This window comes from Solibacillus kalamii, from assembly GCF_002174535.1.
Classification (GTDB): domain Bacteria; phylum Bacillota; class Bacilli; order Bacillales_A; family Planococcaceae; genus Solibacillus; species Solibacillus silvestris.
This window is the reverse complement of the sequence record NZ_NHNT01000005.1, coordinates 185,309-199,024: the sequence shown is the minus strand read 5'-3', so window position 1 is coordinate 199,024 and position 13,716 is coordinate 185,309. Positions and strand designations below refer to the sequence as shown.

Below are 13,716 nucleotides of genomic sequence, written 5' to 3'. Positions count from 1 at the left end.
AAATTAAGTGATCTAGCAATTGAAGTAATGCCTTCATCACCTTTTTCAACACGAAAAATCGTATCCAATTTTTGTTCAAAAGTAATCCTTGTCATATAAAAAGCACCTCCAAATGATAGATTTGTGTCTAACATTTGGGGTGCAGTTCAGAATAAGAAAAGTGCATTATTTAATTATAGGGCCATATTGTGGAGCAACATTTTTTTTCTTGGGGGAATCTTAGAGAAGATGCTGATTTATCCGATAAAAGACCAGCAAGTATAAAATCTGCTCTAGTAACGTTTCATTGACTAAAAGGGGCGTCCCAAAATGACTTTTCGGACGCCTCTTTAAATTTGTGTGGATACCTGGTACTGATAAATCAAAAATTAATTTAAAATCTTTATTTTTCCACTTATTGCATCATCTTCTGTGGAAGTAGAGAAAACTTGGATGAAAAGCTCACTCTCTACAAAGGATGCACCTGTATAATTAATTTCTCCCGTACCATCATCATTTCCGTATGCAGAATTCCAGTGATAACGGTTCCCCTCCGCATCAAAAAGATTGATATTCGGTGAGTGATCAGATGAAAAACCACTATAATAAATGGTTGTAGAAATCGGCGTTGTTACGATGCGATTAATGAAAAAGTGGTCACCATTTTGTAATTGGATTGTTTGATGTAAATCATGAACAGTCGTTTCGTTTTGTACCGCAATTTGAAAAGCCTTAATATCAAATATCCACGGCTGTTGCAACTGTTCCCCTTCAATTGTTTCGGTCTTTGCTTTATGCATTCGGTCATAAATAATTTGTACATCAAAATTAGCATCAGCTACTGGCTCAGCTAGTGTAATTTCATTATAAATTGCATACTTTGAACTGTTTTGTGCAATCGATTGTGCTGATGTACCTTTCGTTTCAACTTTTTCACCATTAATGATGACAGTAGGCCTTAATTGATGACGATAAGAAAAAACGGTATCTTCATTTTTATCAAACGTTGCACTGATCATTATTTTATCGTAATTAACAAGCACTTCATTTAATGTTAAATCGCCCATTTCTGTCGTACGCGTTTCACCAATCACTGTTTTGTAAGGTGACCAATCCACTTGCTCAGTTACTTGCCAATCTTCTAGCAATGCTGCTATGAACGGCATATTGGCAATCGTTTGATGATTCATAGCTAATAAGCCGATTGCCAGAGTAGCTGCTGCAACGCCCATCCCTTTATGGGACTTCACTAATTTCAACTTCTTTTTCACGAGTTTTTGTACACGCTTTTTCTCATAATTGGTAAGCGGTGACACGTCAAATTCACTTAAATCAATAGCGACTTCATTTAACTCTTTATAAATGCTCATCTTTACACCCGCCCTTTTAAAAATTGATCTTTTAGTTTTTTTCTAGTTCGTGATAATTTATTGTGGACCCAGGATGGTTTCTTTTGAAATTGCTCTGCTATTTCTGTCGTTGATTTCCCTTTAAAATAGTAGCTTTCAAAAATTTGGCGTTCTTCAATAGGTAAACTATTCAGCACTATTTGCCAGTCGATTTGTTTAGACTCTAGCAATGGTAAATTATCTTTTATCTCTGCTGTGGGAACTTGTCGCTCTAATTTTCGTAAAGCATCGATTGCTTTAAATTTCGCAATGGCTGCTACCCAATTTTTGAATGTGTTTTTCCTCGAATCAAAGTCGTCGATATGATACCAAATAGCAATCGTTATATCTGCCATTGTTTCCTCTAATTCTTGAGGTCTACTAGCCAGATATTTGAGCGCAATAGCTTTCATGAGTCCTCCGTATTGTTCAAGTAACAATTTAATGCCTTTTTCTTGTTTGGATTTAATTAATGGAATTATTTTCTCGTCCATATGACACCTCATTTCAAAACGTTTTTCGCGAAAAATCCGTTCACTCTATCATTCGTTTTGAATTTAAAAACCTATCAAAAATTTTTTAACTATTAGATGTATTGCTTCTTCCACTTCGAATGTAACAGCTTAATTCTAAATGGAAAAGCACAATCGCGGCATCGTTGATATGAGCAGTAGTAAGAACAAATCCTCACTAGCCCCTAATAGGATTGTTGCTAGGGTAAAGATTTTATAGATTTCTAGTAATTAAAATTAATCAACTGATTTAATAAGTCTGTCATATGTACCAATACAGGGACCTTACAAGATCAAGGCTCCGGTCGGGGGTTCGAATCCCTCCTGGGACGTATTAATTGCGGTATAAACCGCGTCAAATCAACCTTCTAGCGTAGTCTAAGAAGCGGTCAATGTAGCGGTCTATGCTACGGAAATTGAAGCGCCTTCTAACTAAACGTTAGGAGGTTTTTTTGCGTTGTCTAAGAAAAGAAACGGACTAATCGTTCAAACGGATTTAATCGGAATATTTAACGGGGAGGTAGACGCGAACCCGAACGTTTTTAATCGAAAGTCAGCGCTAACTATAGAGAAAGCGTTAGAAATCGTTGTTAAGCAAATGCGCGCCAGTGGTATGCGTGAGCGGACGATCCACGATTACGAAACGTATGTATTCGACTTTATACGGAAAACAGACATCGATTTTTTACTAGCGATAGATGCCGATTCGATATACGACTGGCTATCGCAAATGAAGGTCAAAGATACGACTAAGCGCATTCGTTTAAAGTGCTTCTGCGCGTTTTTAGGTAAGTGCTTTAATAACGGATGGCTATCCGATATGTTTTGGCGTAATATTACAATTCGAGTAGACGAGCCGATCAAGGTTGGCGCTACTGAGGATGACATTTTCAATATATTACGTCAGTTAGATTTAACGAATTTTATAGAGTTAAGAGATGCTGCGGCAATTCTTACAATGTATCAGACGGGAATACGCCTGGCGACATTATCAGCGCTAGAAGAACGTCATGTTGATTTAGAAAATCAGATATTACGATTAGATGGCGCTATATTGAAAAATCGCAAAACGATATTATTGCCGTTCGATGGTCGATTGCAAAAATTATTCGAAGTGTTATTTGAACAAAATCGAATAGTCCGTGAAGAAAAGTCTATCGAAAATAATTTCGTTTTCATTTCGCATCAAGGAAAAGGAATCGTTAACGAGGCGTCTCCAAAATCAAATACAATAGCCAAACGTTTGAATTACTACAAACGCAAGTATGGAATAGAGAATATTAATCCTCACGCAATAAGACGTGGATTTGCTCGTGATATTTATAACCGCAGTAAAGGAGATATAGCGTTGGTTTCGAAGGCGCTAGGACATTCCGACTTTGCTGTCACAACACGTTATTTGCATATTGATCCGGAAGAAGTTGCGGATAAGTTACGTGAATTTAGATAAAAGAAAAACCGCCCGCTGCGGTAACAGTGGACGGCTTTACAGTTGAATATTGATTACCAAAAATCGATATTCGAACATCTTCTACGGATATTGTAGCGCCTTTGCGAAAAAAAATCAACTCGCTAAGGTCTAGTTTGCTATTGTCTTTTTTAGGTAATCCGACGAGGCTGCCCAATAATTCGTCGTTAAATAAACCTGGTCAGTGCCGTCCGTCACACCGCAAACTACGGAATATATCGCACAAATAGCCTTCCCGTTGGCTAGCGACGAATAGCGAGCACGGCTTTATGGTGCGGTAGGTTTATCGGCTCATTACGGTGAGGGTAACTACGATCGCGCGCTTAATTGCGCACACATAGGACGATAATTATGTGAGATTGCAGCGGAAGAAATTCCGATACGAACGGGACAACGAGAAACCTCAGACGTCACATGACGCTAGAAATTGCGTATTTACTTTATGTCGCTTAATGAATTAATTTTTGTTACGTGATATAAGGTAACTACGTTCAGCCGATTTCCTAGAGCAAGCGCCATTCTGCTAGTTTAAATTTATTTTGTCAAACTGATATAGTAAAATAGATATAATTTATGGTAAAATATGCTTAAGAACTGTAATGATGAGGTGATTTAATGAAAAAGAAAAATGATTTAATTAAAGCAATCGAGAAAACAAATGGAGATTTACTTCATAGTTTAAATGAACAAGATAACAGTAGCCTTTTAAATTTAGTTAGTCAAATTAAACCAATTAATTCAAATATCACTACGAAAAAAAATAATAGTACTGAAGAGAGATAAGGTTAGAATTCGTGTTAAGTAATATTGCTGGATTTGCTAATATAGGATCACTAATTTTAGCTACGATTATAGCTTATATTGGTGTTGATCAATCTAGAAAAAGAGATACCGATAAAGTGTACGAATACTTGGAAGGTTTATCTAACGCAAAAAATCATTTAGAAGATAAACTTAGTGATTTAATAGAGAACCAAACATTATTTTATTTCAATAAGTTTTCGTCAGAATTTTCGTCTTTTGTAAATAGTATTGAATATTTCTCATCAAAGATAATAAATCAAAAGCTATATAAAACAAAAGCATTTAAAGAATTTCAAGGAGAATCTAGTTATAGCTTATTGGAAATAGTAAATAATCTATTAATATTATTTGAATTTATAGAGGAAAGAAGATTCAGAGAATATTTGATTACAGGCTCGAATTCAACAAGTAGGAAGAATTTAAGGAATACATTTGTATTACTTAAAGAAGTTTTAACTGTAGAAGAATTTGAAGAATTACTAAAAACATGCAAGGAAAAGGGTTTATATTGAAAAGACATAGCATTAATGCTATGTCTTTATCTATTTTGTTTGATACCTTACACCTAAATAGTATCAGAAATATTTTTAAAGTATTTTGTTATAATTAAATAGGTATCTTTGGAGGCGATTGAAATTAGAAAAAAATTAATTATTATACTTATTATACTCTTTATTTTATGTTTATTTATTACGGTTAAGGACATAGATTTTTCAGGAAATATCGAAAAAACTTTTGCTAGCTTTGTAGAGGTATTTATTAAAAATCATAATTACCTTTTGTATAGTTTAATCGGAATAATTGCATCGGGGACAATATTAGCAGCTTTACTTATAGAGAAACTTACAGAATTCTTTAAAGAAAGAAATTATAAAAATTATAAAAGTTTAGGTAAAATATCTACATTACTTATTATTTTATACATAGTATCGCTAATCACAACATCGGGAAGTAATATAGGACCTATGTTATTTGGAGGAGTATTAACATTTTGGATAGCTTTATTACAAGAAAATGAAAATAAATAATAAACATTTGCTGACAAAGATATTACGCACTGTACAGTATTTAAAAATAGACACTTGACCGGATAGCGGTTAGGCGTCTTTTTTTCTTTTTCTAATTCGTTTAATTCGTTAATACTTCCCAATTCGAGAGCATCACTTATATTTTCTAAATCTTAGATAGACAGGCCATCAACATTACCGCGACATACATAGCGTTTGGTCTTACGTCAGCCAAAGTGGGAGTCTAAAGTCAACAAGGTTTACGATAAATAAAGTAAAATTTATTAGATTAAATATAATGCGGTAAGGCACTAACTAATTTATATATATATGAAATGCTTTTTGAAATTAATATAGTTGGTTAATAGAATATTGGAGGTATTTAATTCAATATTTTGTAATATTTATGTTATAATTGTTATACAAAGGGAGTGACTATATGGAGAAAAATTGGAATGATGATGTAATACGTTTTGCAGAGGATTTACACAAATTAAAAGTGGTTCATAATAATGACGGTCCCTATGCAATGTTGGAAATATTTCACGAATGGATTAAGGAATATTTTCATGAGAAAAGATTTAAAGGAAGTACTATTCTAGATTATGAATACTATCCCGATCAGTATCAAATAAAAGTGACATTCTTGGATCATAATTTATCTATTAAGTTCGAAGGTATGAATGATGTTTTTGCTATTAAGGCATTTAAACCGGATAGACAAGAAGAAATGGTTGAATATTATAGTATTGATACTCTAAAGAGTGAAAATAAAAAAATTCTAACAAGCAAGACTCTTTTTGAAATTTTAGATACATTTACTCATAGAGCTCATGATAATTACTTGAAAAGCTTTTTATATCTTAGAGCATAAGAAGAACCTATTGAAGTTTTACTTAAAACGCCAGGCTAATAAGCCTGGCGTTTTTTTTATTTATCTTTTAGTTGATTGTAAGGATGGGACATTGAAGCTAGTTCGCTTTCTAATTCAAATACGATTAAATCACTCAAATTTGATATGTTTAAAACTTCGGCTATTTTTTCGATCTGATCTTTATTAATTGTTGATCGCTGGTTATTAGCAATTTCAGATATAGCAGCAGGTCTAATACCAGTCATTTTTGAAAGTTCTTTTTGGGATAATTTACGTTCGTGTAGTATTTCTTTTAATTTAATATAAATTCGCAGTTGGTCGTGTTTTTCTTCTTGGCTTGATTTAGTGTACAGAGCCTTTAAAGCATCTTCGCCAGTTGAATACATAATAATCACCTCTTAATTAAAGTATACAGAAATTCCGCTATTTCGTAAACAAATTCCGATTTTTAGTAATTTATGTGTTGACATTACGATATATCGGAATTATACTAAGTTACAAGTTACGAAATAACGTAATTTCAGAATTTAGGGAGGGATATTAATGACAGTAAAAATTGACGAGAACACGTATATCATTATTAACGACTTTTATGCAGCAATTATTATCGACGGGCAAGAGTTTGGCATGGTGGTATGAGACAAGCCACGCGCAAATCGTTTATGAAACTTTTAACCGTAGCAGCAAGCGCACCAAAAGCGGTAGATGAAATGCTGTTCGGAAATGCAGAGGATCGTACTGATGATGAATCGGAAATACGCCCTTACTTTTATGGCAGCGGTACATTCGATTGTCGTAACAGTATTCTGCTATATCGTTATTGGTAGGTGAGTTTACCCTTATACCCTTACGCATTTACTCGCTTATAGAATAATGCGGCCGGGGGAGGTTTATAACGGAAGGGGAGAGTAGTTGGATTATCTTAAAATAGTAAGTTATAAAGGCTACGAAGTGAACGTTAAGCGCACAAAGAAACAACGCAGTGATAAAAAGCATACTATTCAGGCGTTATTATCGAAGCAGGAAAAGTTGCTTGTAAACGAGGTAATGTATCAGCAAGGTTATGGAACGATTGTCGACTTTGTAACGGATGCAGTAGCAAACGGAATCCATCTCACAATTATAAAAGCCGATTTAGTTGCAGCTAAGCGATATTTACGTGAGGCAGATGGAATCCAGGTGAACGGAAGGCTCAACGGAGAGCTATACGATCACTTCCGATTATTACAAGCTAAGGCGAATATTAATCAGCGACAATTAACGCTTGTCCTAATCAAGAAAGCGGTCGAGATGGCTGGCTATCGGTGGAGCTAATAACGTTAAATTTCGCTCAAATTACCGGATTGGTGGTATCCAGTCGGATATACACGTTAAATTTGACTGTAAATTAGCGGTATTTATACGGAGTTTAATACAGACGTAAATCATCGGTATGTGTAGCGACATATTACGAAATTACACGCAATCTATGGTTCGTATGCGCAATTGATCGGATTTAAAGGAGCGTAATTGGCGGTACGTTTCAACGTTAAACTTATGTTTGCAGGCATAAGGAAGTCGCTAATATTGGCGGATTAGTGGCGAGAGGTAGCGTTTGCAGGTGTTACCTATTGTATTAGCAGTCAATGCGGCAACATTGATCGGAATAGTTATGGCGGGTATTTTGGCGAATATCCGCTATTTTTATTAATTTTCGATAAACGTGTCATAACTTTAACATTCTAGTGTGCGTAGTAAATAGGGATAAAGACTCCACAATATTATGATTAGTAAATATCCGCTAATTACATTAATTTTCCTGTAGTGCGGCCCATCTCGGTACATTTCGGTGTGCTTCTTATTAGTAATAGAGAAAATATGTCCTAAATTTTGAGGTTTTACAATGCTTATATAAGTAGAGGTGAAAAAAGTTACCGTATTTATGTCGCTGCTTTCAGATTTTAGGACGCTATATAGTAGATGGCGATTTATTAGGTATAAAAATCAATATATTTATGCTATTTGCAGGAAATTCTTGTTAAGTTTTTTGCGAAACTGTGCGGAACGCTCTTTTTGAGTATATCAGTAAGTAGGAGGATAAATAAATTTAGGAATCACTTTATAAATATCTGCTATTTTTATCAAATTTTTAGGAACGTGTGACAATCTTGAGTTGTATTACCGCGTAATAAAGTAAGAGTCAATTTTAGAATTATAAAGACAGAGTAAAAGATTGATAAATATAAACTATTTTTGTCAATTTTATAGGAACGTCTAAGTGATAGGCAAAAAACTCGGGATAAGTTACTAAGAGGATTATGGGAGGTTATCAAATGAAAAAGGTTAAAGCAATACGTTCGCTCCGTTTAGCGAACATTCTCGCAGCAAGTGGACAAAAGATTTTAAACGTAGAACCTAGTGTCAATTCGCCTGGTTATACGGTATTCATTTTCGAAGATACCCCGGAATTACAACGGGTATTGACGGACAGCAATCGTAAAAATACCGCCTGCAACTAGGCGTTCATATACAGCCAATCTATTAAACAGCTAAAGGAGACGATTTTATGATGGAGAATCAAGCAAAACAAAAGGCTTTACCTTACGAATATGGTGACGGATGGGTAGCAGTACAAAATGCAGCATTGACGATTTATACATTACATCCGGAGTTTAGAGGGAATACGTTGTTAGTTTATATGTACTTGTTAAAGAATTTTAACAGACATAAAGGTTATAGTTTCCCGTCCTATGATGATATGACGTTGCAGCTAAATATTTCTCGCGACGTAGTTTCTGATTCTATTGCTACGTTACGAAAATTAAAGATGATAAATGTTAATCGCCGGGGTGGAGCATATCGCGCCAGCCATGTATATACGTTTAACCCACTCATTGATTCCGAAGAACATTTTGCAGAAGAATATCCCGAAGCTATGAAGAATTTAGAGCGACGCCGTACAGTTAGAGCTGCGATTGAGGCGGAAAAGGCGGAGCGCGAAACTTTAATTCCACTCGAGTAGAAATTCCCGACTTACTCAAGTCGACTTTTCCGACTAAGGCTAGTCTACTTATTAGTATGTATAAAGACTTAACGTATAAAGACCGAGGTTATAAAAACTTAAAAACATTCCGGGTCTATGCTAACGCATATCCCCTATGGCGCATAAATGCACCATACAAGTATTAGCGTTATGACATATCTTTGTTGTAGGTATTAAAACATGAACAAGAAAGAAGAAAGCCAAAGTCGACTTTTCCGACTTTCTCAAATTAAGGGGGGAATCAGCAAATGACAACTAATACAATTCCAAAAATCAAACAAGGTGAAGTATTAAAAGCAACAGCGTTCAAAAATCCAGGTGCAGGCGCGATTGAATTTGCTCGCCGTTATATCGGTCCAGGACATGAATATGACGAGATGCTTGAAATTATGGCAGAAGTAATTGACGGAAATTTCGTCGAGTTTCACGATAAAAAGGTTAAACGTTGTCAATGCTGCGGGTTTTATTATCGCGATAAGACAAAAAACAATAGCTCTACGACTTGCTCAATCGAATGTAAGGCATCAAAAGATGCAGTATTAAAGACGCTTACTCGCCGTGCTAAAAAAGAACAAGCCGGAACAGCTCGCAAAACTTACAAAGACGGCCGTTATTATGGTGGGGAATACTCGTTTTGGTGTAACGACGAGGCTATGTTCGAATATGATCGCAAGCATGGTATTTACGCTCAGGGCGACAACCTCGAAGCAGTAATCGCAACAGCAGTAAAACGTGCACAAATGGGCGGTAAAAAGCGAGTAACAACGGATTTTAATCTGTATGAAAAGAATTGGAGCAATGCCGAGTACAAGCCATCGAAACAGTATTTCGGCAATACTAAGCCTACTGCTGGTGGTGTGGAAATAGTTAAACGTAGTGCAACCGATATTGAGGCGGATTTAATCGAACGTTATGGAGAAAAGCATCTCGCTAAAATGCGTAAACGAGCATTCGATCATGCCCGTGAGACTAAGCGAATTTAGGTGCGGACACTTCGACTATAAGTAGAAGGCGGGGTTATCCCAGCTATTTTATTTAACTATCTAGCGTAAAAAACGCTACTTATTGAAAGGAGACTGGACAATGGAGTACAGCGAATATATTAGACAAACGAGATATTTCTACGACTTAACACTTAGTGAATTTGGCAAACGAGTCGGCTACTCAGTCGGTTATATCAGCGATATTGAACGGAAGCGAGTAAATGCAAGTGATAAATTTAAAACAGCGGTCTTGCGCGAGTTCCCCCGAACCGATGCGTTTGACCGTTTTTTAATGGAAATTAAACGAGGTGACTTTAATGGCGGTTGAAATGTGGCGGATAGATGATGAAAATTGGGCGTTCTATTGCGATATGGAGCACGAGGCAATCCATCGTAGCATTAAACGTTCAAAAGATTGGGACGAGATGGCAACATATCGAAAGAACGATAAATTACTGGCAATTCAATATCGATTACCTAATAGCGATTATCGCAAAGGCAGACGCCTTCTAAAACGTGTACATGATTCCGAGGAATTGAGCGTTTAGAGGCGTTTTTATTATGCCGTGATAAATAATACTCGGATTAATTTTAAACAGCTAAATGTACGATAAAACAGCGGAGTTATGTACGTATGTGGCTTGAAAAATGAAGGGGGTACCGACAGTTGACAAAGAAGATGAACAAGATGACGCCTGTTGTAATAGTTTTATGGGAAAGAGAGTCAGAATCCTATCCGCATAAGGAGTACACGTTCAAGCTCCATAAACAAGGAGATGCAACAGTATTTAAGACGTTTCATTTTAAGCCAGAAGATTACGACGAAGAAATTGTCGAGATGCGAAAAGAAATAAGAAGCTATTTAGATGAAAACGGCTATATTGCCGTATCAAACTATTAAAATTAAAGGGGAAATGACAAATGACAAACATTAGAAAATTAACGGAATTACGCGAAAAAGCATATGAGTTATCAAAAACAAATCCTTCGAAAATTGCCATCGAGTTTAAGCAGTCGTTTTACGAGGATATGCAAAAACTAAAGGCGAGCGAGGAATACAAAGACTTAGGCGTCGGAGGTCGTGTTAAGCGTGAGGACAAGCTACGCGCAGAATATAATAAGCAGTTATTCAAGTTAATCGCAGAGCAGAAAGCGGAGTATAAAAAAGTGTTTGACGAGGCTACAAAGCTATCTAAAACGATTCAAGCGTCCGATCATACAAAGCCTGACGCAGTAGCCGTTAAACTTTTCGAGCAGGAGCTTGATTCGTTAAAAACAGCTACTATGCTCGGAACGAACGCAGCTCGTAGTATGGAGGCGATTAACGCATTTATCGGTAAATATGACGACCCATATTTCGCATCAGTGATTAAGCAAAACTTCGGCCAGTTATCGCAGAACGTTCTTTCAATCGAATCGAGTATGCAGAATCGACACGCCTTATCGAAAGTGCTAGAGCGAGTGGAATCAAAGGCAACATCGGAGGAGCAAGCGTTCGCAGCCGAGACATTAGAGGCATTCGGTAACGGTGAGCCGACTTTCTTCTTACCTGGATTAGCTCAGCATAACGCTATTTCGCAGATTATTGGCGCTCGTAATGCCGATTACCTCGATAAAACGACTGAATGGCTTGAAAAGAACGGGCAAACAGAGCAGCCAACAGAATAAACCGAAATCACGGCAGCCATTGTGCTGCCTTTTTTAATTAAAAAACAAAAACTAAAAGGAGACGATTATTTATGTTAAAAATACACTACCACGAAACAGGTCCAACAATCACAGGCGACGAGGCATTGTTAGAGAAGGCGCAATTAGGAACAAGTAAGGTAGGTCCTATACTTGAAATTACCGATGTGTCAGTAAACGCACATTCGTTATACACGTTATATAACAAGGCGGAATATACCCCAATTTACGAGGAAGTTGACGGAGAGCGAGTGCTAGTCGAGTATTTAGAAGCCAAGAGATACGTAACTTTACGAGAGAAATTCCTAGAAATGATGGAGCTGTGAAAAGAGCTTGATGCTTATGGACGGCCAACGGTAGTAATACGCCAGCTGTTACGGAGTTTCCGATTAAAATACAAGAGGTCAATTAACCGTGGCTTATCAAAAGATGAATAGGCAAGATACGCTTCGAGATGTGCAAAGAAATATAATTCAAAAAAGTAACCATACTAAATTTTATATGAGCAAAAAATTATTAAAGGTACAATCTTCCTTTTGTCGAAATTAGTAGATTATCGGAAGGAGAATTAGCATGAGACAAATTAATTATAGATATGTGGATGCAATAGCAAATTATTTCGTTGAAGAATTATTGAAAGAAATTAAAGATTTAAAAATTACATTAAATAAAATAGGGATGGATGTTCAAAAAATTATTCCAAAACCATTTAACACTCAATATATTAATACAGATATTTATTACTCAATAAATAATCAATCGTATTTTATTAATTTTTCCTTGGGAAAAGGTGAAAATAAAATAAAGTTCCAATATGTAACAGGTGAGCCTATGCCTATTCCCATATTCGGTATTGGAGTGAGTAGTGAACCTCGCGAGTCTACTTTAATAAATTTAACTTTACAAAATGAATATAATGAGATTTCAATAGATTACTCCATATTAATAAATCAAGCTGCATTTAAAAATAGGATATCTAATATTAAAGAACTTGCAATAGAAATCGTAAGAAATGGAATTGATAATAATAAATATAAAGAAAAATCCGAAAAGGTAGAGTATTATGGAAGCCTTGTGAAAATCGCTAATGAAATGAAAAGGTTAATCAGCAATGAGTCTACTCCTGAATTAAACATAGATAAGTTCTTAGAAAATAATCCAATAATATTAGAAAAAGCACTTAATCTAATAAAATTTAAACATCAAGTTCAACTGAAAAATGTTTTGGGTAAATATGAACATGATCTTAAACCAGATTTAATTGCTTTTGATTTAAATGAAAAAAATTGGACTATAGTGGATTATAAGAAAGCCAAAAGAACCATTATGAAAAATGTCGGTAAAGTTCGTACTGGATTAAAATCCGAGGTCCATGATTTAAGGTATCAACTTAGAGATTACATTGAATATTTTGAAGAAAAGGAACACCGTGACTATGTCTTGAAAAATTATCAAATTGAATTAAAACATCCATACGGCATTGGTATTATTGGGAATGTTAGTGATATCGAAAGAGACGAATATAATCGAGTTATGAAAGACGAACCGAAATGGTTTAAAGTAACTCCATATAATTATCTTTATGATAATTTTTATAGATATGTTGTCGAGTATTCAAAACAAATTAAATAAGGAGGTGTGTTTGTGAATGAGCAAACCTTTATTAAATGTGAACAACGTGAGAGATTAAAAGAAGCCTCTTGTATTATTGAGTGTGTATTAAAGGAAATAACAATTGACTTTGAAGAGTTTATACCTTTGGATACTTCATTAGAGTATTTAAATCGTGCAATTAATTTAGAGTCAAGATTTTATTAAAATTAACAAAAAATCAAGATACAAGGCATCCTCAACCGAGGGTGTCTTTTATTATGCGGAGAAATCCGCACCAACGAATAGTTTTGTTATGACATCAGAGTAAAATCCTCCAAGTTTGTACGTGTGAAAAGCGTTCAGACAACCGCTAGGCGCAGCGGGATATAAATAGCGCCTT

Annotated in this window: 20 protein-coding genes; 17 read left to right on the top strand and 3 right to left on the bottom strand. The window is 35.5% G+C overall.

What is annotated here, in order from left to right:
* Positions 1 to 368: 368 nt before the first annotated feature.
* Both CBM15_RS10040 and CBM15_RS10035 read right to left on the bottom strand, forming a co-directional pair.
* The gene (locus CBM15_RS10040; protein WP_087617389.1) at positions 369 to 1,349 is read right to left on the bottom strand and encodes a DUF5643 domain-containing protein; all 981 of its coding nucleotides are present in this window, start codon (positions 1,347 to 1,349) and stop codon (positions 369 to 371) included.
* Positions 1,350 to 1,351: 2 nt separating this feature from the next.
* Positions 1,352 to 1,861, bottom strand: coding sequence for a sigma-70 family RNA polymerase sigma factor (locus CBM15_RS10035; protein ID WP_158100205.1), 510 nt, complete (start codon positions 1,859 to 1,861; stop codon positions 1,352 to 1,354).
* Between the two features lie 475 nt (positions 1,862 to 2,336).
* On the opposite strand from CBM15_RS10035, the gene CBM15_RS10030 reads away from it, so the two are divergent.
* From CBM15_RS10030 to CBM15_RS10015, 5 genes are all read left to right on the top strand, one after another.
* A complete protein-coding gene (locus CBM15_RS10030; protein ID WP_087617387.1) occupies positions 2,337 to 3,329 on the top strand; it encodes a tyrosine-type recombinase/integrase in 993 nt (330 codons plus the stop codon).
* A 633-nt stretch (positions 3,330 to 3,962) separates the two neighbouring features.
* Positions 3,963 to 4,130, top strand: a complete 168-nt coding sequence (locus tag CBM15_RS19275) for a hypothetical protein (RefSeq protein WP_158100204.1) — start codon at positions 3,963 to 3,965, stop codon at positions 4,128 to 4,130.
* Between the two features lie 11 nt (positions 4,131 to 4,141).
* A complete protein-coding gene (locus CBM15_RS10025; RefSeq protein ID WP_087617386.1) occupies positions 4,142 to 4,663 on the top strand; it encodes a hypothetical protein in 522 nt (173 codons plus the stop codon).
* Between the two features lie 108 nt (positions 4,664 to 4,771).
* A complete protein-coding gene (locus CBM15_RS10020) occupies positions 4,772 to 5,179 on the top strand; it encodes a hypothetical protein (RefSeq protein WP_087617385.1) in 408 nt (135 codons plus the stop codon).
* A gap of 418 nt (positions 5,180 to 5,597) precedes the next feature.
* Positions 5,598 to 6,032, top strand: coding sequence for a hypothetical protein (locus CBM15_RS10015; RefSeq protein WP_087617384.1), 435 nt, complete (start codon positions 5,598 to 5,600; stop codon positions 6,030 to 6,032).
* 56 nt (positions 6,033 to 6,088) lie between these two features.
* Here the strand turns inward: CBM15_RS10015 and CBM15_RS10010 are convergent, their stop codons facing one another.
* Complete coding sequence (locus CBM15_RS10010) at positions 6,089 to 6,418, bottom strand: helix-turn-helix domain-containing protein (protein ID WP_193433780.1); 330 nt, start codon at positions 6,416 to 6,418, stop codon at positions 6,089 to 6,091.
* 249 nt (positions 6,419 to 6,667) lie between these two features.
* On the opposite strand from CBM15_RS10010, the gene CBM15_RS10005 reads away from it, so the two are divergent.
* The 12 genes from CBM15_RS10005 to CBM15_RS19270 all read left to right on the top strand — a co-directional run bounded on the left by CBM15_RS10005 (position 6,668) and on the right by CBM15_RS19270 (position 13,541).
* Positions 6,668 to 6,859, top strand: coding sequence for a hypothetical protein (locus CBM15_RS10005; protein WP_087617383.1), 192 nt, complete (start codon positions 6,668 to 6,670; stop codon positions 6,857 to 6,859).
* An 85-nt stretch (positions 6,860 to 6,944) separates the two neighbouring features.
* Positions 6,945 to 7,346: a hypothetical protein gene (locus CBM15_RS10000; protein WP_087617382.1), complete on the top strand. Its 402-nt coding sequence runs from the start codon at positions 6,945 to 6,947 to the stop codon at positions 7,344 to 7,346.
* A 998-nt stretch (positions 7,347 to 8,344) separates the two neighbouring features.
* Positions 8,345 to 8,530, top strand: coding sequence for a DUF5659 domain-containing protein (locus tag CBM15_RS09995; protein WP_087617381.1), 186 nt, complete (start codon positions 8,345 to 8,347; stop codon positions 8,528 to 8,530).
* A gap of 47 nt (positions 8,531 to 8,577) precedes the next feature.
* Positions 8,578 to 9,033 carry a helix-turn-helix domain-containing protein gene (locus CBM15_RS09990; RefSeq protein ID WP_087617380.1) on the top strand — a complete coding sequence of 152 codons (456 nt, stop codon included), beginning with the start codon at positions 8,578 to 8,580 and terminating at the stop codon, positions 9,031 to 9,033.
* A gap of 269 nt (positions 9,034 to 9,302) precedes the next feature.
* Positions 9,303 to 10,037, top strand: coding sequence for a hypothetical protein (locus CBM15_RS09985; protein WP_087617379.1), 735 nt, complete (start codon positions 9,303 to 9,305; stop codon positions 10,035 to 10,037).
* A 100-nt stretch (positions 10,038 to 10,137) separates the two neighbouring features.
* Positions 10,138 to 10,365 carry a helix-turn-helix domain-containing protein gene (locus tag CBM15_RS09980; protein ID WP_087617378.1) on the top strand — a complete coding sequence of 76 codons (228 nt, stop codon included), beginning with the start codon at positions 10,138 to 10,140 and terminating at the stop codon, positions 10,363 to 10,365.
* Positions 10,355 to 10,585: a hypothetical protein gene (locus CBM15_RS09975; protein WP_087617377.1), complete on the top strand. Its 231-nt coding sequence runs from the start codon at positions 10,355 to 10,357 to the stop codon at positions 10,583 to 10,585. The genes CBM15_RS09980 and CBM15_RS09975 overlap by 11 nt, the downstream gene beginning before the upstream one ends.
* A gap of 119 nt (positions 10,586 to 10,704) precedes the next feature.
* Positions 10,705 to 10,938, top strand: coding sequence for a hypothetical protein (locus tag CBM15_RS09970; RefSeq protein WP_087617376.1), 234 nt, complete (start codon positions 10,705 to 10,707; stop codon positions 10,936 to 10,938).
* Between the two features lie 20 nt (positions 10,939 to 10,958).
* Positions 10,959 to 11,705, top strand: coding sequence for a hypothetical protein (locus CBM15_RS09965; protein WP_087617375.1), 747 nt, complete (start codon positions 10,959 to 10,961; stop codon positions 11,703 to 11,705).
* A 71-nt stretch (positions 11,706 to 11,776) separates the two neighbouring features.
* Complete coding sequence (locus CBM15_RS09960) at positions 11,777 to 12,049, top strand: hypothetical protein (RefSeq protein WP_087617374.1); 273 nt, start codon at positions 11,777 to 11,779, stop codon at positions 12,047 to 12,049.
* Positions 12,050 to 12,296: 247 nt separating this feature from the next.
* Positions 12,297 to 13,355: a hypothetical protein gene (locus CBM15_RS09955; RefSeq protein ID WP_087617373.1), complete on the top strand. Its 1,059-nt coding sequence runs from the start codon at positions 12,297 to 12,299 to the stop codon at positions 13,353 to 13,355.
* Between the two features lie 12 nt (positions 13,356 to 13,367).
* Positions 13,368 to 13,541, top strand: a complete 174-nt coding sequence (locus CBM15_RS19270) for a hypothetical protein (protein ID WP_158100203.1) — start codon at positions 13,368 to 13,370, stop codon at positions 13,539 to 13,541.
* Positions 13,542 to 13,716: the final 175 nt, after the last annotated feature.